This is a genomic window from Asticcacaulis solisilvae (assembly GCF_052327315.1).
GTDB classification, from domain to species: Bacteria; Pseudomonadota; Alphaproteobacteria; order Caulobacterales; family Caulobacteraceae; genus Asticcacaulis; species Asticcacaulis solisilvae_B.
Map to the genome: position 1 here is coordinate 3,560,601 of NZ_CP166196.1, position 21,273 is coordinate 3,581,873.

12 protein-coding genes are annotated in these 21,273 nt (G+C 64.2%); all 12 read right to left on the reverse strand.

Translation table 11 applies throughout. The annotated features are described in order from the left end of the window. Positions 1-36: 36 nt before the first annotated feature. Positions 37-5,766 carry a HAMP domain-containing protein gene (locus tag AB8717_RS16850; protein WP_443748472.1) on the reverse strand — a complete coding sequence of 1,910 codons (5,730 nt, stop codon included), beginning with the start codon at positions 5,764-5,766 and terminating at the stop codon, positions 37-39. Positions 5,767-5,977: 211 nt separating this feature from the next. Further along, positions 5,978-6,520, reverse strand: coding sequence for a periplasmic heavy metal sensor (locus tag AB8717_RS16855; RefSeq protein WP_443748473.1), 543 nt, complete (start codon positions 6,518-6,520; stop codon positions 5,978-5,980). A 3-nt stretch (positions 6,521-6,523) separates the two neighbouring features. Continuing rightward, entirely contained in the window at positions 6,524-6,982 is a 459-nt protein-coding gene (locus tag AB8717_RS16860) for a hypothetical protein (RefSeq protein ID WP_443748474.1), read from the reverse strand. Next, on the reverse strand, positions 6,979-7,554 hold the full coding sequence (locus AB8717_RS16865; protein ID WP_443748475.1) for an RNA polymerase sigma factor: 576 nt from the start codon (positions 7,552-7,554) through the stop codon (positions 6,979-6,981). Before AB8717_RS16865 ends, AB8717_RS16860 begins: the two co-directional genes overlap by 4 nt. Positions 7,555-7,846: 292 nt before the next feature. After that, positions 7,847-8,290 (reverse strand): EF-hand domain-containing protein, encoded by a 444-nt coding sequence (locus tag AB8717_RS16870; protein WP_443748476.1) that lies wholly within the window; start codon positions 8,288-8,290, stop codon positions 7,847-7,849. A gap of 324 nt (positions 8,291-8,614) precedes the next feature. After that, on the reverse strand, positions 8,615-11,551 hold the full coding sequence (locus AB8717_RS16875) for a bifunctional [glutamine synthetase] adenylyltransferase/[glutamine synthetase]-adenylyl-L-tyrosine phosphorylase (RefSeq protein WP_443748477.1): 2,937 nt from the start codon (positions 11,549-11,551) through the stop codon (positions 8,615-8,617). An 89-nt stretch (positions 11,552-11,640) separates the two neighbouring features. Next, positions 11,641-13,143, reverse strand: a complete 1,503-nt coding sequence (locus tag AB8717_RS16880; protein WP_443748478.1) for an ATP-binding protein — start codon at positions 13,141-13,143, stop codon at positions 11,641-11,643. A 248-nt stretch (positions 13,144-13,391) separates the two neighbouring features. Beyond that, on the reverse strand, positions 13,392-14,063 hold the full coding sequence (locus AB8717_RS16885; protein ID WP_443748479.1) for a response regulator transcription factor: 672 nt from the start codon (positions 14,061-14,063) through the stop codon (positions 13,392-13,394). A gap of 240 nt (positions 14,064-14,303) precedes the next feature. Then, positions 14,304-15,908 (reverse strand): sodium/sugar symporter, encoded by a 1,605-nt coding sequence (locus tag AB8717_RS16890; RefSeq protein ID WP_443748480.1) that lies wholly within the window; start codon positions 15,906-15,908, stop codon positions 14,304-14,306. Between the two features lie 188 nt (positions 15,909-16,096). Beyond that, entirely contained in the window at positions 16,097-18,646 is a 2,550-nt protein-coding gene (locus AB8717_RS16895) for a glycoside hydrolase family 3 protein (RefSeq protein WP_443750914.1), read from the reverse strand. A gap of 579 nt (positions 18,647-19,225) precedes the next feature. Then, a complete protein-coding gene (locus AB8717_RS16900; protein ID WP_443748481.1) occupies positions 19,226-20,299 on the reverse strand; it encodes a LacI family DNA-binding transcriptional regulator in 1,074 nt (357 codons plus the stop codon). Between the two features lie 272 nt (positions 20,300-20,571). After that, entirely contained in the window at positions 20,572-21,204 is a 633-nt protein-coding gene (gene eda / locus AB8717_RS16905; protein WP_443748482.1) for a bifunctional 4-hydroxy-2-oxoglutarate aldolase/2-dehydro-3-deoxy-phosphogluconate aldolase, read from the reverse strand. Between the last annotated feature and the right edge of the window lie 69 nt (positions 21,205-21,273).

Consider the following 21,273-nt stretch of genomic DNA (forward strand, 5'->3'; position numbering starts at 1 on the left):
TCATTGTCTCTTCTATCCTCGCCACCCCCGGCCCCCTCACCGGTGCAACCAGGCGCGCAGCACGGTGATCATCTGCGCCGAATCCACCGGCTTCGACAGATAATCCCAGGCGCCGGCCTCGATGCACTTTTCGCGGTCGCCCTTCATGGCCTTGGCGGTGACCGCGACGATCGGCAGGTTCTTCAACCGCGACACCTTGCGGATCTCCTGGATCGTCTCCATGCCGTCCATCTCGGGCATCATGATGTCCATCAGCACGATGTCGATATCGGGATCGTCCATCAGGATATTGATGGCCTCGCGCCCGTTGTCGGCCGACACGATGTTCATCTCCTGCTCTTCCAGGACGCTGGTCAGGGCGAAGATGTTGCGCGCGTCGTCGTCGACGATCAGCACCTTCTTGCCGACCAACAGCCTGTTCGATTCATGCAGCCCCGACACCGTGGACCGGACGCCGTCCGGCAGCGTGTCGACCGGACGATGGATGTGCAGCGTCAACACGTCGAGCAGCCTGTCTTCCGACTGGACATGCGCCACGGGGTAGAGGCCAGACAGGGCTTTCAGGTCAGCCTCCCCGGCGTCGCCAAAGACGATGACGGGCGTGCGGCCGACAATGACCTCCTCCGCCTCGCCGCGGCGCAGCAGTTCGTCGGCGACCTCGGCACCGGCGCCCGCCAGGATGACGGCGTCGGGCAGCGCCTTCTTCATCTTCTTGAGCGCGGCGGCGGGCGTCACAACCGTGGCGTCGATGCCATCGATGGCGACCCGGGCGGCGATGTCGTCGCGGCGTGCGCCGTCAGGCCCGACCACCAGGACGTGGCGCTTGGGCCGCCCGACATAATCGGACAGCTGCTGCATCAGCTTGTCGACCGTTTCGTGGTTCTGGATCGGCTTGGTGACGAAGGTCATGGCGCCCGAAGTCAGGGCGCGGTCGCGCGATTCGTCGGTCGAGATCATGCAGATCGGGATGTGGCGGGTCGCCAGGTCGTTCTTCAGCCGCTCCATGACCCGCCAGCCCTGCATGTCGGGCAGGTGGATATCGAGCAGGATGACGTCGGGCTTATGGTCGTGCGTCAACGCCAGACCCGAGGCGCCGAGCGAGGTGACCACGCCCTTGAAACCCTTGGCGCGCGCAACATCCAGGAGGAAGCGCGCGAAGCCGAGGTCGTTCTCGACGATCAGCGCCACCGGGTCGCCCGAATGGATAAAGGCGCGGTCGTCGCCGACCTCGTTGGCCAGCAGCGCCGGCAGCGCTTCCGCGGTGATGGCGGCCAGTTCCGTTTCCGGCAGCTCGATCTTGGTCAGCGCCGGCACCTCCATACGGACCAGGGCTTCGGACAGGCCCTTGCGGGTGCGCTGGGCATAGGTCGTCGGCAGGAACAGCGTAAAGGTCGAGCCGCGGCCCGGCACAGAATGCAGGCGGATTTCGCCGCCGAGCAACCGCGCCAGTTCGCGCGAGATGGCGAGGCCGAGGCCCGTGCCGCCATACTTGCGCGAGGTCGAACCGTCGGCCTGCTGGAAGGCCTCGAAGATGATCATCTGCTTGTCGGCGGCGATACCGATGCCGGTGTCGGTGACCGAGAAGGCCAGCACTTCCGAGGCGCGGTTGAGGTCCTCGTGGTCCGACGACCAGCCGTTCGACACCGTCTCGACATTGAGCGTGACCTGGCCGTGGTGCGTGAACTTGAAGGCGTTCGACAGCAGGTTCTTGATGATCTGTTGCAGGCGCTTGGCGTCGGTGAAGATCGAGCGCGGCAGGCGGCCGTCGAAATGGGCCAGGAAGTCGATGTTTTTCGATTCCGCCATGTGGTTGAAGGTCCGCTTGACGTAGCCGTTGAGGTCGTCTAGGCGCAGTTCGCCCGATTCCACGACCACCGTGCCGGACTCGATCTTCGACAGGTCGAGGATGTCGTTGATCAGCATCAGCAGGTCTGTACCCGAGGCGTGGATCGTCTTGGCCGAGTCGGTCTGCTTCGGCGTCAGATTGCCTTCCGGGTTCTTGGTCAGCTGGTCGGAAAGAATAAGCAGCGAATTCAGCGGCGTGCGCAGTTCGTGCGACATGTTGGCGAGGAATTCCGACTTGTACTTGGACGTAAGCGCCAACTGCTTGGCCTTGTCTTCCAGTTCCTGACGGGCCTGTTCGACTTCGGAATTCTTGCGTTCCACTTCCTGGTTCTGCTGCGCCAGCAGGCGGGCCTTTTCCTGCAACGCCTCGTTGGTCTGTTGCAGTTCTTCCTGGCGGGTCTGGAGCTGTTGAGCCAGCGACTGCGACTGGGTCAAGAGGCCTTCGGTCCGCATATTGGCTTCGATCGTGTTGAGCACGATGCCGATCGATTCCGTCAGCTGGTCGAGCAGCCCCTGGTGGAGCGGATTGAAGCCGTCGAACGATGCCAGTTCGAGCACGCCCTTGGCCTCGCCTTCGAAGATCAGCGGCAGCACCATGACCGACCGCGCAGCGCCCGAACCCAGGCCCGACGAGATCTCGAACATGTAGTCGCCCGGCAGGTCGTTGAGCAGGATCTTGCGCTTCTCCAGCGCGCACTGCCCCAGCACGCCTTGCCCCAGGTCGATCTGCTTGCCGAGGTCGGCATTGCCCTTCGACGCGAAGCTGGCCAGCAGGGTCAGCTTGGGATCGTTGCCGCGCTGGTCCAGCACATAGAATTCAGCCTGCTGCGCGCCGACCACCGGACACAGTTCCGACAGCACCATGCGGCCGACATTCATCAGGTCGCGCTGGCCCTGCAACATGCGCGAGAACTTGGCCAGGTTGGTCTTCAGCCAGTCCTGCTCCGTATTCTTCTGCGTCGTGTCGCGCAGGTTCCGGATCATCTCGTTGATATTGTCTTTCAGCACGGCGACTTCGCCCTGCGCATCGACGGTGATGGACCGCGTCAGGTCGCCCTTGGTCACGGCGGTCGCCACGTCGGCGATGGCGCGCACCTGGGTCGTCAGGTTGGCGGCCAGCTGGTTGACGTTTTCAGTCAGCCCCTTCCACGTGCCCGATGCGCCCGGCACCTTGGCCTGGCCGCCCAGTTGGCCTTCGACACCCACTTCACGCGCCACGGTCGTCACCTGGTCGGCGAAGGTGGCCAGCGTGTCGATCATCGAGTTGATGGTGTCGGCCAGTTCGGCGATTTCGCCCTTGGCTTCCACGGTCAGTTTCCGCTTCAATTCGCCATTGGCGACCGAGGTCACGACCTTGGCGATGCCGCGCACCTGGGACGTCAGGTTGTCGGCCATCATGTTCACCGAGTCGGTCAGGTCTTTCCACGTCCCCGACACGCCCTCGACCTTGGCCTGGCCGCCCAGCTTGCCTTCGGTGCCCACTTCGCGCGCCACCCGCGTCACTTCCGAGGCGAACGATCGCAGCTGGTCCACCATGGTGTTGACGGTGTTCTTCAGTTCGAGGATTTCGCCCTTCACGTCGACGGTAATCTTCTTCGACAGGTCACCGGCCGCCACGGCTTTCGTCACGTCGGCGATGTTCCGGACCTGACCGGTCAGGTTGGACGCCATCATGTTCACCGAGTCGGTCAGGTCCTTCCACGTGCCGGCCACGCCCTGCACGTCGGCCTGGCCGCCCAGCTTGCCTTCGGTACCGACTTCGCGCGCCACCCGCGTCACTTCGGAAGCAAACGACGACAACTGGTCGACCATGGTGTTGATGGTGTCTTTCAGTTCGAGGATTTCACCCTTCACGTCCACGGTGATCTTGCGCTTCAGCTCGCCGTTGGCGATGGCGGTCGTCACGTCGGCGATGTTGCGCACCTGGGCCGTCAGGTTACCGGCCATCGAGTTCACCGAGTCGGTCAGGTCCTTCCACGTTCCCGACACGCCTTCCACCTTGGCCTGACCGCCCAGCTTGCCTTCGGTGCCCACTTCGCGCGCCACCCGCGTCACTTCCGACGCGAAGGCGTTCAGCTGGTCCACCATGGCGTTGATGGTGTCCTTCAGCTCGAGGATTTCGCCCTTGACGTCCACGGTGATCTTCTTCGACAGGTCGCCCGCCGCCACGGCTTTCGTCACGTCGGCGATGTTACGCACCTGGCCGGTCAGGTTGCCGGCCATCATGTTCACCGAGTCGGTCAAGTCCTTCCACGTGCCGGCGACGCCCTTGACCTCGGCCTGGCCGCCCAGCTTGCCTTCGGTGCCGACTTCGCGCGCCACCCGCGTCACTTCCGACGCGAAGGACGACAGCTGGTCCACCATGGTGTTGACCGTGTTCTTCAGTTCGAGGATTTCGCCCTTGACGTCGACGGTGATCTTCTTCGACAGGTCGCCCGCCGCCACGGCCTTGGTGACGTCGGCGATGTTGCGCACCTGGCCGGTGAGATTCCCGGCCATCGAGTTCACGGAATCGGTCAGGTCCTTCCACGTCCCGGCCACGCCCTTGACCTCGGCCTGGCCGCCCAGCTTGCCTTCGGTACCCACTTCGCGCGCCACCCGCGTCACTTCTGCGGCGAACGAGTTCAACTGGTCCACCATGGCGTTGACCGTGTCCTTAAGCTCAAGGATTTCGCCCTTGACGTCCACGGTGATCTTTTTCGACAGGTCGCCATTGGCCACGGCGGTCGTCACGTCGGCGATGTTACGCACCTGGCCGGTGAGATTCCCGGCCATCATGTTCACCGAATCCGTCAAGTCTTTCCAGGTGCCGGCCACGCCCTTAACATCGGCCTGGCCGCCCAGCTTGCCTTCGGTACCCACTTCGCGCGCCACCCGCGTCACTTCGGCGGCGAACGAGTTGAGCTGATCCACCATGGCGTTGACCGTGTCCTTCAGCTCCAGGATTTCGCCCTTCACGTCCACGGTAATCTTGCGCGACAGGTCGCCATTGGCCACCGCGGTCGTCACCTGGGCGATGTTGCGGACCTGGGAGGTCAGGTTACCGGCCATCGAGTTCACCGAGTCGGTCAGGTCCTTCCACGTCCCCGACACGCCTTCCACCTTGGCCTGGCCGCCCAGCTTGCCTTCGGTGCCGACTTCGCGCGCCACCCGCGTCACTTCCGACGCAAAAGAACGAAGTTGGTCCACCATGGTGTTGATGGTGTCCTTCAGTTCGAGGATTTCGCCCTTCACATCGACGGTGATCTTCTTCGACAGGTCGCCGTTGGCCACGGCGGTCGTCACGTCGGCGATATTGCGCACCTGCGAGGTCAGGTTGCCCGCCATCGAGTTCACCGAGTCGGTCAGGTCCTTCCAGGTCCCCGACACGCCCTCAACCTTGGCCTGACCGCCCAGCTTGCCTTCGGTACCGACTTCGCGCGCCACCCGCGTCACTTCGGCGGCGAAGGCGCCCAGCTGTTCCACCATGGTGTTGATGGTCTTGGCGGTGCGCAGGAATTCGCCCTGCAGCGGCCGGTCGTCGATCTGCAAGGCCATGGTCTTCGACAGGTCGCCCTGGGCGACGGCGCCGATGACGCGTGCGGTTTCGGTCGTCGGGTGCACCAGGTCGTCGATCAGGTCGTTGACGGATTCCACCGAACCGCGCCAGAAGCCGCCGACATCACCCAGATTCAGGCGCTGGCTCAGCTTGCCTTCCTTACCGACCGACTTCGACAGCCGCCCCAGTTCGGCGGCCATGCGCTCGTTCATCTCGACGACGTCGTTGAAGGCGTCGGCGACCTTGCCGGCGACGCCGGTCCAGTCGCTGGGGAGGCGGACATCGGACTGGCCCTTGCGCAGGGCGTTGAGCGCGTGCAGGAGCGCGACGAGTTCGCCTCCCGTGCCGACCGGTTCGTCGACAAGCTCGAGGGCGGCACTCAATGGCGGCACCATATCTTTATATTCCGAATAGTTAGAGTCCCGGCATCACCCCGCCGTAACCCATGAGGAAGCGCCTGCGTCGATAAAGACGCGATGGCGTTCGCCGGATCGGAAATAAAGAAATGATAAGCTGTCGATAAGGCGCCGCCCCGGAACGGCGTCGCACCGGCAATCCTTTACAGGAAAGTCAAGACCGTTCCTTTACGGGACCTTAATGCGAAGATTGGGCCTGCGCCGAGACCTGCGAGGCGTTTTCCGGTGGCGGCCCCTTATGGTCCTGCATGGGGCCCAGCAGGCGGCGCAGACGGAAACCGGGCCGCAGGACATATCCTGCCACCAGCTTGCGCTGGCCGGCCGGGAGATGCGCCAGATCCTGGATCAGTGCTGTTTCGACGCGGGCACGCGACATATTCTCATAGGACCGCGCCTGTTCGGCCAGATCGACCACCTTGGCGGCGTCGTACGGATCCTGGGCGGCCAGGGCCTCGGCCTGCTTTCGCAGGTCACGCGCCTTGTCCATGTCCGGCTCGGTTTGCAGGGCCGCCGCCTTGACCAGTTGGCGGATATGCGCCGACTCCTCGGGCGTCAGCTTGGCTTCGACATCGTCCCAGGCCTGGTTGGGATTGCCGCGATGCTGCTGCCAGTCCCGGACATGGTGGTGGATCACAGACACGCCCGCCACGATCCCGGCGATCAGGAAGAGGTTGACGACCACCGAGATACCCAGCGCCCATTTGAGCTTGCCGCTGCCCATCCGTCAGTTCTCCCCGTCGGACAGTTGCGCCTGGTCCAGAACGCTCTGGGCGCGCAGGTCGCCGATGCTCTGCATCGAGACATTGATGCCAAGGACCGCACCGGCGATGCAGGCCGCCAGGGCCACGCCGGTCGCCCAGACCAGCGGCATCGGCCGCGGACGGCGCATCGGCACGGGCAGGACGTCGGCGGTATCGACATGGGCGTCGACAAAGGCCGCGACGGCGCGGGCATGAGCGTCGAGGACGTCATCCTCAGGCACGTCGATCAGGTCGGCATCGAGCCAGGCATCGAGCTGGCGCGCGGCTTCGAGCACCGGCTCCGAAATGTCCGGATGATTGCGGGCGAAAATCGCGGCGGCGGCGCGCTCGGCTTCGGGCCAGCGGGCCGGATCGGCGCCATAGGCGTCGACGATCTCGCGAAAGCGCTCTTCGGTCAGGGATGTTACTCTGATGACTGTCATTTCCGTTTCCCCATGCTCTCTTTGGGGTCCTTATTGTCCGCCCCCGACATGGCGGTCCTTAAACTGCGTCTTGCCCGCGCCAGCAGGCTTTCCAAAGCCTCGACGCTGACATTCATTACCCCGGCGGCCTCCTGGTTGGACAGCTCCTGGTAATAGGTGAGCTGGATGGCCTCGCGCTGGCGTTCCGGCAGGGCGGTGATGGCCGCCCGGACCTGCTTCGCCGTCTGGTCGGCCTCGATCCTGGCCGGCGCGCTCTGCGCGGGATCGACCAGTTCGATGTCGTCGGTCGACGAGGTGTCTCGCCGGCGCCGCAGCCTGTCGTAGCACAGGTTCAGCGCCACGCGATGCATCCAGGTGTCGATGCGCGCCTTGCCCGGCACCCAGACCGCCGCCTGTTTCCAGGTGCGCAACAGGGTTTCCTGCGCCACATCCTCGGCTTCGATCGCGTCGCCCAGCATGCGGCGGGCCAGCGACAGGAGCTTGGGCAGTTTGCGCGACACCAGAACCGACACCGCCGTGGTGTCGCCACGGCCGATGCGTTCGAGAAGCTGCTCGTCCGGGTCCGTAGCCAAAATCCTTTCCGCAGGCGCCGCACTCCGCGCACCCGCCGTCTCAGGGTTCGCCGGATCGGCGGACCAGACGAGCGTCAGCGATGGAGCGTGCGGTTCGGGCATGGGCGTCCCTTCCTGTTTAGCATGGGTCGCCCGTTAAGGCGACCCGGTTACGCGAACTGTTAAAACGGTTCTCCAACGGCAACTATTGCCGTTGGCAAGGGCGACCGCCCGCCGCGCACGTTTGCGCGAGCCATGCGGCGTCTGAGCTGAAAAAAACTAATACCGAGAGTCATTCTTCATGACCTTGGTATTAGTGACCGCCGCCCATCTGGGGCATCTCGTCTTCCGTCAGGAAGCCGTCGCCGTTCTTGTCGAGCGTCTTGAACTCGGCATCGACGGCAGCCTTGTATTCATCGGCAGAGATCGCCTGGTCGCCGTTTGTGTCGGCGGCCTTCAGCGCGTCGATGCGCTTCAGCATCATCTGGGCGCGCGGATCGTCACCGGCCTTCTGCTTGGCGGCATCGAGTTCGGCGAAGGTAACAGTGCCATTGCCGTCGGCGTCGAGGCGCTGGAACATCATTTGCCGGCCGGCTTCGTATTCGGCCAGGCTGACCTTGCCGTCCTTGTCGGTGTCGTAGCGGCCGAGCATGCCGCCGCCCCGGCCACCCTGACCACCCCAGCCTTGCGCGTGGGCGGCGGTCGTGAGGGCTGCGGCCGCGATGACAACGGCGGAGAAAAGGCGCATTTTAGACATGGGCATGTGTCCTTGCTGGAATACCGGGCGGGTCTGTCCGGCCGGTCTTGCTCCTTTCACGGATGATGCCCCGTGTCCCCGTCGCGCCTGTGGATTTTTTCTTGCGCCTTCCTTGTACCTCCCCGTTTTCGAAGAAAATGGGGAGGGGGACCGCCCGGAGCATTAGCGTAGGGTGGTGGTGGGGTTTCTTGCTTACCTGCAAACACCAATGTCTTGGAAAGTAAGCAAGAAACCCCACCACCACATCTCCTTTACCAATGCTGACGCATTGGCTCAGTCGTGTGGTCCCCCTCCCCATCGCTTCGCGACGGGGAGGTACAAACCCTAGTTCGGCGATACAATCGACTCGAACGCTGTTCTGGCGCGCTTGCGGATATCGCGCAGCTTCTTTTCCAGGGTATCGAGCCTGCGCGTATGCACGGCGCGCGCCAGCTTGCGCTGGAAGGCCTCGGGCTCGCTGTGCGGATCGTCGGTTTCGGTCAGCGACACGCGCATGACCTGGGCCAGGGACTGCTGCACGCGCCAGGCCAGGCTCAGGGCCTCGATGTCGGCCGCCGAGGCCAGGCCTGCGCGCTGCATGGCCGACAGGGCCTGGAGCGTGCCCGACCGCAACGGCCCGCCGTCGGCGGCGTGGATCAGTTGCAGGTACTGGGCGGCAAATTCGGCGTCGACCTGGCCGCCGACGCTCAGCTTGAAGTCCCAGAACGACTTGGCCGGCCGCTCCTTCTCCATCAGGGCGCGCATGTTGAGCACATCCAGCGCCGTCTCGCCGCGCGACCGCTGGCTGCGCAGGATGGTCTCGATCTTGAGCCGCACCAGGTCGGCAAAGTCGGCCGAGCTGGACCAGACGATACGCGCGCGGGTCAGGGCCTGGAACTCCCAGGTGTCGGCCTCCTTGGTGTAGTAGTTCTCGAAGGCCGCCAGCGACACAGCCACCGGGCCCTTGGCGCCTGTGGGCCTGAGTTTCATGTCGATCTCGTACAGGAAGCCTTCGTGGGTCGGCGCCGACAGGGCGGCGATCAGGCGCTGTGTGAAGCGCCCGAACCAGGTTTCGGCCGCCCAGCCCTTGACGGTCGACATGGCTGAGGGGTCGTCGGGCAGATAGACGGCCATCAGGTCGAGATCGGACGTCGCCGTCATTTCCTGCGAGCCGAGCTTGCCGAGCGCGACAATCGCCACCTGGCCGTCGAGCGTGCCGGCCTGGCGGCGGATGTCCTCGATCGACAGCGGCGCCAGGTGGTTGATGCAGGCATCGGCCAGGCGCGCATAGGCGGCGCCGGCCGCCTCGGTTTCGAGCCGGCCCGACAGGATCTGCATGCCGATGCGGAACTGCTGCTCGCGGCCGACGCGGCGCAGCGCGTTCATCACGGCTTCGAGGTCGCCCGGCACGCGTTCGACCTCGCGTGCGATCAGGTGGTCGAGCTCGGCGCCCAGCGGATCGAAGAAGCCGGCGTCCAACATGGCGTCGAAGCTGGTCGGATAGCGCGCCAGCATCTGCGCCAGGCGCGGCGACACGCCCATGATATCGACGATCGTCTTGAACAGCTTGGGGTTGGCGAGGAACAGCGACTGGATTTGCACGCCGGCGTTCAGGGTGACGAAGAAGGAGGCGAAACGCGCGAACGCAATCGACGGATTGCCGGTTTCGTTGAGCGCTTCGAGCAGGCGCGGCACCAGACGCGTGAACAGTTCGCGGCCCCGTTCGGACCGCGTCGCCGGAATGCGGCCGTGGTGCCAAGACCGTATGGTCGCCGAGACCTGTTCCGGATTGTCGAAGCCCATGCGCGTCAGGGTCTTGATCGTCTCCGGATCACCTTCGACGCCGGTGAAGACCAGCGAGCCGAAGGACGACGACAGGGGTTCGTCTTCCGAGAACAGCTCACCATAGTGCCCGTTGACCAGGCGCAGGGTGCGCGACACGGCCAGGTCGAAGCGCGACAGGTTGGTGAAACCCGACAGGGCCGCCACGTGATTGCGCGCATCCTCGGCCTCGGGCAGTTCGTGCGTCTGCTCATCGTGCACCATCTGCACACGGTGTTCCCAGTCGCGCAGGCGGCAGTAGGCCTGTTTCAGCTCTTTCGCCACGGCCGGCGCCAGGTGTCCCGCCCGGCGCAGCGCATCAAGCGCATCGAGCGTGCGCCGCGACCGCAGCGACGGGTCGCGGCCGCCCAGAATCAACTGTTGAGTCTGGGCGAAGAATTCGATTTCGCGGATGCCGCCGGCGCCGAGCTTGAGATTGGCGCCGGCCGCCTCCAGGCGCTCGTCGACCTTGTAGACATGGATCTGACGTTTGATCGAGTGGACGTCGGCGATGGCGGGATAGTCGAGGCTGCGCCGCCAGATGAAGGGCGTCAGGTCCTGCATGAACGCCTTGGCCTCGATCATGTCGCCGGCGACCGGCCGCGCCTTGATGAAGGCGGCGCGCTCCCAGTTCTGGCCGACCGACTCGTAATAGTTCAGCGCGAAGGGCACGCTGACCACGGTCGGCGTTGACGACGGGTCGGGGCGCAGGCGCAGGTCGACGCGGAAGACATAGCCGTCACCCGTGCGTTCCGACAGGATGACCGCGACCTGGCGCGCCACGCGGTCGGCAAAGGTCTGGCGATCGACGTTTTCCTTGACCGGCAGGCGGTCGAGGTCGCAGAAAAAGGTGATGTCGATATCCGACGAATAGTTGAGCTCTCCGGCGCCGTGCTTGCCCATGGCCAGGACGAACATGCCCGGCAGGACACCGCGTTCGCTGCGGTCATAATCCTCGAGCCGGCCCTTGTCGCTTTCCTCGCGCACCACCAGCGCAAGCGCCGCCGAGGTCACCGCATCGGCGAAACGCGTCAGGGCCGCCGTGACGTGGTCGAGACTCCAGACATCGCCGAGATCGGCCAGCGCCGTCAGCAGGTGGCATTCGGCCTTGAGGTGGCGCAGGACCTTCTTGGCAAGGGCAAGATCGGCGACGTCGACCGTCAGGGCCTGCTGCTCGATGGCTTCGGTGGCCAGCAGGATGGCGCGCAGACGGGCTTCGGGCGGGGTGATCAGGGTTTCGCGCAGCCGCTGCGGATCGCGCTTCATGATGCCGGCGAGATAGGGCGAAGCGGCCACCACGGGCCTCAGCGCCGCATCCGCCTGTTCCAGAACGTCGCGCCAGCCCTCGGCGCGGGCGACCTCGTACAGGGTCTCCATGACATAACCGGCAGCCGTCTCGTTGATGATCGGCCCGCACGGATGCAGGCGGTCTACGAGCGAGGAAAAAAGCACATCAGTCATGATAGGCGTCTGTGTCCCGGGAATACGCTGCAATGGCTTTAATTATTGCAACGATTCAAACCTAAGACCAAGCAAAATAAGGAAATGACCTACCCTTGCAGCGGCGGCAACACCAATGCGGTGCGCAAGCCCGGTCCCTGGTCGCCGAAACGGCCAGGGCCTTCGTCGATGACCAGCCGCCCCTTGTGGGCCACGGCGACGGCATCGACCATCGACAGCCCCAGGCCCACGCCCGGAAGAGAGCGGCTGTTTTCCAGGCGCACGAAGCGCTCGGCGATGCGCGGGCGATCCTTTTCCGGCACGCCCGGGCCGGTGTCGGTGATCGAAAACTCGATCTCGCGCTGCGAGGTGCGGCGCAGGCGGAAGGTCACCCCTCCCCCCTCCGGCGTGTACTTGATGGCGTTGTCGAGCAGATTGGCCAGGGCCTGCGCCACGAAGTCACGATTGCCGAAGGCGCGCACGCCCGGCTCGATCTCGGACTCGAACTCGAGCCCCTTGTCGGCGGCGACGGCCTCGTAAAGCTCGGCCATGTCGGCGGCAAGGTCCGACGCCGGGAACAGGGCCTGTTCGGGCGCCTGGCCGGCGGCCTGCAGGCGCGAAATGGCGAAGACGGTCTGGAAGGTGCGCAGCAGCTGGTCGGTTTCCTCGAGCGCGCGTTGCAGGGCGTCGTGCGCCTGGCTGGGGTCCTGCTCGACCTCGAACAACGACACTTCCAACTTCGAGCGCAGCCGCGACAGGGGCGAGCGCAAATCGTGGGCAATGGCGTCGCCGGCATATTTGAGATTGCCCATGGTCTTTTCCATGCGGTCGAGAGTCTCATTGATACGGATCGACAGGTCGTCGATTTCGTCGCCGGTGTCGCGCACGGGAATCCGCGCCTTTAGATTGCCCTCCTGCACCTGGCTGAGCACCGCCGTGACCCGCGCCACCGAGCGCGTGACCTCCTGGTTGATCAGCGTGCCGACGAACAGGCCCAGCATGACGACCAGAAGTCCTCCGCCCAGGGCTGCCTTCAGTTCCTGCCGGAAGCCGTGGTCGGCCCACGACATGTCCATGGCGACGAAGACGTAGAAGTCGTCGTCGAGCCGCTGGACGCGGCCCTGGAAGCGCGTCTCGCCGGTCTTGGAACTGCTGGCGACGCCGATGGTGGCGATGTCGCCGGGATGCGGGTCGCGCTCCAGCCCCGCCTGGACCATGGCGCGGCTTAACGACTGTCCTTCCGACTTGGTGCGCGAATTCTGGGCCAGCAATTGCCCCGAGGCGTCGAAGGCGCCCTTGGCATAGCCCCACTCGACCGTATCGTCGCTCAGGATCCGGCCGACGACCGCGGCATGACCTTGCAGGACATCGAGCTCGCGCAGGCTTTTCAGGCGGGCATCGACCGTGGCGTTGCCGAAGGCCGCGGATTCGCTGGCGGTCGCCAGCCAGATATAGCCGAAGACCAGCGCCGCCACGAAGACGTACACGGCCAGAAAGACCAGGGTCAGCCGGAAAGGCGTCTGGCGGAAGAAGTTCGGCTTGAAGACGCCGGACACCTCGAACCGCGCCAGGTCCTCGATACGGCTCCGGATGGAATGGACGAGATTAGTCATGGCGGACGGCTGTTGCGTGCAACGACGATCTTCTTCGCCCTCCCCATTTATGGGGAGGGGGGACCGCCGTCAGGCGGTGGGCGGGGCACTTCCACCGGATTTCGCGTTCGCAATTCATCAGTGCTTATATGAAAGGTGTCGCAAGTCTTGACGGCTTTCCGAGAAGAGCCCCGCCCACCACGCTTCGCGTGGTCCCCCCTCCCCGCAAGCAGGGAGGGCCGAGAAAAGCCTTGGCCCTTTTCAAAACATCACGCCTTCAGCTGATAGCCTTCGCCGCGCACCGTGTGCAGCATCGGCCGGTCGAAGCCCTTGTCGAGCTTGGCGCGCAGGCGCGAAATGTGCACGTCGATGACATTGGTCTGCGGGTCGAAATGATAGGCCCAGACCTTTTCGAGCAGCATGGTGCGCGTCACGCTCTGGCCGGCGTGGCGCATGAGGAATTCGAGCAACTGGAACTCGCGCGGCTGCAGGTCTATCAGCGTCGTCTCACGCTTCACCTGGCGCGAGATCAGGTTCATTTCGAGGTCGCCGACCTTGAGCGACGTTTCGACCGTGTCCTTTTCCTTGCGCCGGCCCAGCGCCTCGACGCGCGCCACCAGCTCCGGCAGGGCATAGGGCTTGACCAGATAATCGTCGGCGCCGGCGCGCAGGCCCGACACCCGGTCTTCGAGTTCGCCCAGCGCGGACAGGAACAGCACCGGGACGTCGTTGCCGTCGGCGCGCATGTGCTGCAGCATGGTGACGCCGTCCATGACGGGCATCATGCGATCGAGAATGATGACGTCGGGGCGCTGAGCCTTGACCGCATCCAGTCCCTGTTGCCCATCGCTGGCAAGCCGTGCCTCGATGCCGGCTTCCTTCAGGCCCTTCTGCATGTTGAGCGCGGCTTCGTTGTCATCCTCGACGATCAGGACCTGCATGTCGTTTTCCTTGCGTTTGCAACGGTATTAGCAAGAGTCGTGGCGCGACACCCGTTAAAATTTGGCAATCATGACACTACCGATGCACAGATGCAAAAAGCGGCAGGATCACTCCTGCCGCTTTTTTTAACTCAAGCCCGCATGGCTCGCCGCATCGGCGGCGGTGGCCAAAGGCCGAAAGATTGGCGCCCTTGCCAACGGTGATTTGCGATCACCGTTGGAACACGCAAACCCTTCGGCTTACCAGAAGACGGTATAAAGGCCGATCAGGATGGCGATGACGCCGACGCCCAGAATGTTGAAGGCGGTCGAGGTCTTGAAGCTTACGCCCTCCAGCGTCAGGGTCGAGACTTCGCGCTTGTTCGGGATGATGAACGACACCAGCACGCACAGGACGGTCGACGCCAGGAAGACCCAGCCGACGCGGTTCATGAACGGTACTGCCGGCAGCCAGATCTTGGCGGCGCACGACAGCAGGAAGGAGCTGAGGACCGCGACGAAGGCGCCCGCGGTCGAGCAGCGCTTCCAGAACATGCCGAGCGCGAAGATCACGACGATGCCCGGCGTGAAGAAGCCGGTATATTCCTGGATGTACTGGAAGACCTGGTCCGACTTGCCGAGCAGCGGCTTGGCGACGGTGATCGCGATGGCCACGGCAACGACCGAGGCGATACGGCCGATGGTCACCAGCGTCTTGTCGCTGAGGGCCGGATTGAGCGGCGCGACGATGTCGAGCGTGAAGATGGTCGAGATCGAGTTGATCTTCGACGCCGTCGACGAGATGACCGCGAAGGTCAGGGCCACGAAGACGAGGCCGAGCAGACCGGTCGGCAGCAGCTTCATCATTTCGGGATAGGCGTGGTCGGCGACCGTCAGGTTCGGCGCCAGCAGCAGGGCGGCCATGCCCGGAACGACGACGATCAGCGGCATCAGCAGCTTGAGATAGGCAGCGAAGGCGATGCCCTTCTGCGCTTCGGCCGTGCTCTTGGCCGCCAGGGCGCGCTGGATGATGTACTGGTTGAAGCCCCAGTACGAGATGTTCATGATCCACAGGCCGCCGACCAGGACGGCGATGCCTGGCAGGTCGGCATAGAAGGGGCTGGTCTTCGGCAGGATCATGTGGAAGTGCTCGGGGAACCTGCCCCACAGCGTGTTGAAGCCGTTGACGAAACCGCCGAGCGACTGTTCACCGCCGATCTTGGTCAGGGTCAGGCCGGCGATGATCAGGCCGCCCAGCACCAGCAGGGTCACCTGCACGATGTCGGTCAGGGCCACGGCCTTGAGGCCCCCCGAGATCTGGTACAGCAGGGCAAAGATGCCGAGGCCGATCAGCACGATCACGGGGTCCAGGCCCGTCACGGTCGTCACCGCCGTGCCGCCCAGCCACAGGATCGAGGTCAGGTTGACGAAGACGTAGAGGCCCAGCCAGAACACGGCCATCAGGTATTTCACGCTGGGGCCGAAGCGCTGCTGCAGGAAGCCCGGCATGGTCATGACGCCGTTGCGCAGGAAGACCGGCAGGAAGTACTTGCCGACGATGATCAGGGTGATTGCCGCCATCCATTCATAGGAGGCGATGGCCAGGCCGATGCGGTAGCCCGAGCCGGACATGCCGATGATCTGCTCGGCCGAGATGTTGGCCGCGATCAGCGAGGCGCCGATGGCCCACCAGGGCAGGGTGTTGCCGGCCAGGAAGTAGCCCTTGGACGAGACCTCTTCAGTCGCCTTGCGACGCGAAACGATCTGGGCCAGGACGAAGATGGAGACGGCGTAGAAGAGCACGATCCAGATGTCGAGACTCTTCAAAAAACTGCTCGAAGGCAGGAAATGGGTCAAGTCAGGCATGGTTTCCCCGTAGCGGTGCGCGTTTTGCGCTTAGATTGTAATATAATTTAGGTAGCACCTAACCACAGCTTAACCGCAAAATCAATCGCGCGGAATGGGGCTCGCCCGGGCGGGTATTCGTATTCCTGGACGCACAACGAAAATGGCCGGAGCTTTCGCCCCGGCCATCGCCTGAAATCCGTGTCCGATCAGTGCGCCGGGCAGGTGCCGTCGCCCTCGTCCGACATGATCTTGATCGTCGAATAGCTGATCGACAGCGGCTTGTCTGTGCTGATCGACAGCGGCACGCCGATGGCCTTCATGTCGACCCCGGCCGATGCAAAGCAGTCGAGCGTGACCTTCAGCGTGCCCCATTGGCCGACCGGCGCCTTGAGGATGCCGGAAACGTCGATCCGGTGTTCCGACGCCGCGTCCTTGCCCATGCCCAGCAGGACGGGGCCTGTGACCGGCGCATCGAGGCGATAGGTGATGCCGATCGTCATCTTGCCCGATTGCTGGCGGCTGAGATCGACGGCGTCACCTGTGACAGCCGCCTCGCCCGCGGCCTTGAAGACCAGCGAACGGCCCGCTTCCTGCTTGCCGGCGTCAACGGCGCTTTGCGTGACATTGCCCTTGGGGCTCGAGAAGGTGTCGTGATCGCCCGCCGTCTTGCCGCCGGCGTCGATCAGGTTCAACGCCCAGGGCGCCTTGATACGGCCGGCGGTGAAATAGGTGTCGACATTGGCGACGGGCTCGTCGGCCACGCCGGAATCTTCCGACAGCTGGTTGAGGTCACCGTCGTCCTTGTAGGTCAGGCCGTAGCCATAGGCGAACAGCGGGTCGTAACCCGGCGTACCGACATTGAGCGGTCCCTGGTTGGCCTTCTTCGGCCACGAGAAGGTCAGCTTGCCCTTGAAATCGTTGCGCGGCTGGCCGTTGGCGTCGCCGATCAGCACGTCGGCGATACCGCCGCCTTCCGTGCCGGGCAGCCAGGCTTCGACGAAGGCGTCCGACGCGTTGATGATGGGGTTGGTCCACAGGGGGCGGCCCGACAGGAACACCGTCACGACCTTGACGCCCTGGCGCTTCAGCTTGACGATCAGGTCGAGGTCCGTCGTGTCGCCCTGCTTGTAGGCCAGGTTGGTGCGGTCGCCCTGGAATTCGGCATAGGGGTCTTCGCCGATGACGACGATGGCCACGTCCGGCTTGTCGGTGAAGCTGCCGTCCGTCGCAAGGATAGCCGTGCCGCCGGCCTGGGTGACGGCGTCCTTGATACCGCCATAGATCGACTGGCCGTTGGGGAAGTCGGAATTGGCGTTGCCCGTGCCCTGCCAGGTGATGGTCCAGCCGCCGGCCTGCTTGCCGATATTGTCGGCGCCGTCGCCCGCAACCAGGATCTTCGCCCCGGCCTTCAGCGGCAGGAGGTGCGACTGGTTCTTGATCAGAACCAGCGACTCGCGCACGGCAGCCCTCGCCACCGCGCGATGTTCGGCCGAACCGAGGTTCTGCCACTTGCCGGCCAGCGCCCGGTCCTTGGGTGCCCCCAGCGTAAACAGGCCGCCCTTGAGCTTGGCGCGCAGGATTCGGCGCACGGCGTCGTCGAGGCGCGACATCGGGATCTTGCCCGCCTTAACCTCGGCCAGCGTGTTGGCGTACATGCCCTTCCACGAATCCGGCGCCATGAACATGTCGATGCCGGCATTCATGGCCGCCGGGCAGTCGTCATTCTTGCAGCCCGGAACCTGGCCTTGCGCGTTCCAGTCGGTGATGACGAAACCGTCGAAATGCATGCGCTGCTTCAGCGCACCGGTGATCAGGCGCGAATTACCGGCCATCTTCTGGCCGTTCCACGACGAGAAGGACGCCATGACCGACAGGACGCCGGCCTTGATGGCGGGCGGATAGCCGGCGCCGTGGATACGCGCCAGGTCGGCTTCGGTGACCTGGGCGTCGCCCTGGTCCTTGCCGTCCTTGGTGCCGCCGTCGCCCAGGAAGTGCTTGGCGCTGGACATGATATGGCCCGGCTTGACGCCGTCCTTGCCGCCATCGACGCCTTGCAGGCCCTCGACCATCATGCCGGAATAGGCGGCCACATCGGCCGGGTTTTCGGAATAGGATTCGTAGGAGCGGCCCCACCGCTTGTCGCGCGATACCGCGACGGTCGGCGCAAAGGTCCAGTCGACGCCGGCCAGCGACATTTCATCGGCCGTGACCTCGCCGATCTTCTTGATCAGCTCGGGGTCGTGCGCGGCGCCCAGGCCGACATTGTGCGGGAAGATGACCGCGCCGACCAGGTTCGAATGGCCGTGGACGGCGTCGATGCCGAACAGCAGCGGGATCGGCGCCTTGGTCGGACGCTCCAGCGCCGCGCGCCAGTAGTCGTCGGCCAGTTGCAGCCACTGGTCGGGCGTGGCGCGCTCATTGCCGCCCGGCGACGAATTGCCGCCCGCCAGGATCGAACCCAGAGGGTAGGTCTTGAGGTCTTCCGGCTTGATGAAGTTGATGTCGGCCTGGACGGTCTGGCCGACCTTTTCCTCAAGCGTCATCTTCGACATGATGTCGGTGATCTTCGCCTCGGTGGCGGGATCGACGAGGCCCGCGGCCTCAAGCTTCGGCCACGCCGCATCGACCGCGATCACAGCGGGGGCTTTTGCCGTTTTTGCCTTTGCCGGCTTATGCGCGGCGGGGCGCGCCTTGGCCGAGGCGCCCGAGGCGTCGACCGCGACGGCGGCAATCATGGCAAGAGCGATGCCGGCCATCAGGCGCGACTTCAAAGGCGAAGTGGCGGGAACAGCGTCCCGGTTGGCGATGGCGGACATGGGTCTCCCTTGGTACTGACTTTCGAGTTCTTCCGATGGTTGCAGGCGCCCTTCTCGTGGCTGCCGCGCAAGACTGGTCCGGCTTCTTGGATAGTGACTGGCCGGATCCTGCCTATTTATTGACAGCGCTATCACGTGCCGTCAACCGGCGACACGCTTAACGAGCGGATCGAAAACGGAAAAATCGACCGCCTATTGAAAAAATATATTTGTTTTTAGAATTTATTTGACAGCGTTGTCAGATTTGGCTAAATACGAGACACCCTGTTTCCTGGTGTCTGCCTCTTTTTTCCTCCGGCAGGTATCGGGTTCGTGTTTAAAACCGCGCCGTTTCTTCCGGGAACTTTCCCTTTTTCGCCCCGGCGGATTCTGCGGTTTTAAAGCGCCTTCTTAAATGTGGCATTATTTGGAAGGCACTGGCCTTTGACCCCGATGAACCGGTAACGGTTCATCGGGTTTTTTTTGCCCGGAATGACGGAAAAGCCGCTGACAGCGGCGGTCAATTGTAAGGAAACGAGGTCAGCGCGCGCGGACCGAATCGCGTTCGATCAGGGTAAACGGCATCTCGCGCACGATGTCGTTCATGGCCGGGCCGTCGTCTTCGCCCGTGGTGCGCGACAGCAAAATATCGGCGGCGGCATAGGCCATGTCGAGGATCGGCTGGCGGATCGTCGTCAGGTGCGGCCAGATCAGGGTACAACCCGGCGTGTCGTCGAAGCCGATGATCGAAATGTCGTCCGGAATGCGGATGCCCATCTGCTGGGCAACGCTCATCAGGCCGAACGCCATGTCGTCGTTCGACGAGAAGATGGCTGTCGGACGCTTTTCGGCGGAGAAATACGCCTTGCCGGCCTCGACGCCCGATTCGAAGTTGAAATAGCCCTGCTTGATCCATTCGGCGCGCGGCTCGATACCGGCGTCGCGCATGGCCGAGACATAGCCCTGGTAGCGCAGGTGCGTGCCGCCGTGCTCGGGGTGGCCCATGATGAAGCCGATGTCGCGGTGGCCCTTGTTCAACAGGTATTGCGTCGCCTCGCGCGCCGCGCCCGCCTCGTCCATGCGCACCGCCGCGGTGCGGCCGGGATAGAGGAAGGGCGAAACCCGGACATAGGGCACGGCCGCCGCTTCAATCGTCTGCATGACCACGGCCATGTCGCACAAGGGCGGCGTCAGAATGACGCCGTCGAGGCGCACGGTCGCCAGAAGCCCGGCGATCGAGCGTTCCAGGTCGCCGCCCTGGAGGTCCTGCGGCTCGGCCAGCAGGTGGTAGCCGTTCTGGCGGCAGCGGTCGATGACGCCCTGGTGCATGTTGTTGATATAGGTCGGCACCGGGTTGTGATAGAGCAGGCACAGCAGGAAGCTGCGTGAGCCGGCCAACGACCGGGCCAGCAGGTTCGGGCGATAATGCAGAAGGCCGGCGGCTTCCTTGACCTTGGCGCGCGTCTCTTCACGCACGTTCGGCTCGTTGTTCATGACGCGCGATACGGTCTTGATCGATACACCGGCCAGGCGCGCCACGTCGTTGATGGTCGATACCGCGTTGGTGGCCGTGAGTGATGCGGCTCTCTCTGCCGGAGCCTTGATCTGCGTCACCAATGTCTTCCCGAATACCTGAAGTGTGAACCCACAATTTGCTGCAACGCGGGCTTTGTCAATTGCTAAAGCGCTTTGCAAAAACCGTGCAAGCCTTTTAGTCCGGAAACGAAACGGAGCGCTTTGATATCAACGGCCGTGAGGAACGACCGTTGATATTAGTGTTTTCAGCTCAAACGCCGCATGGCTCGCGCAAACATGCGCGGCGGGCAGCCGCCCTTGGCAACGGCGATCAAGGCAGATCAATCGCCGCTGGAATTCAGAACAGGGCGTTACTTTTTCCCGAAGGTCGCCACGGCTTCGGCAGCCAGTTTGGTGATCTCGTCCCAGCGGCCTTCGTTCATGGCGGACGCCGGCGCGACCCACGATCCGCCGACGCACAGGACGTTCGGCAGGGCCAGGAAGTCGGCCGCGTTCTTCACGTCGACGCCGCCGGTCGGGCAGAATTTCGCCGCCGCCAGCGGACCGCCGATACCCTTCAGCGCCGGCACGCCGCCGGCCGGGACCGCCGGAAAGAATTTCAGGTGCGTGAAGCCCCATTCCAGCGCGCGCATGACTTCGGACGAGGTCGCGACACCCGGCAGCAACGGCAGCGAGGTCTGGCCGGCCAGCTTTTCGGTCAGGCCGGGCGATACCGCAAAGCGCGCGCCGTGATCGGCGGCCGCCTTGGCGTCGTCGGGCGACAGCACGGTGCCGGCGCCGACCACCGCTTCCGGGAAGGCCTTGGCGATGGCTTCGATCGAGGCCAGGGCGCAGTCGGTGCGCAGGGTGATTTCCAGCACCTTGATGCCGCCCTTGATCAGGGCCTCGGCCAGCGGCACGGCCTGGTCGAGCGACGGGATCACCATGACCGGCAGCACGGGGCCCATGGTCATGAACTTGGGGACATCGGGATGGGTCGACATGGGGAGGCCTCGCTCAGATCTGGATCGTTGTGGTTTTACGTTGAAACAGCCCTACGCGCTGTGACGCCG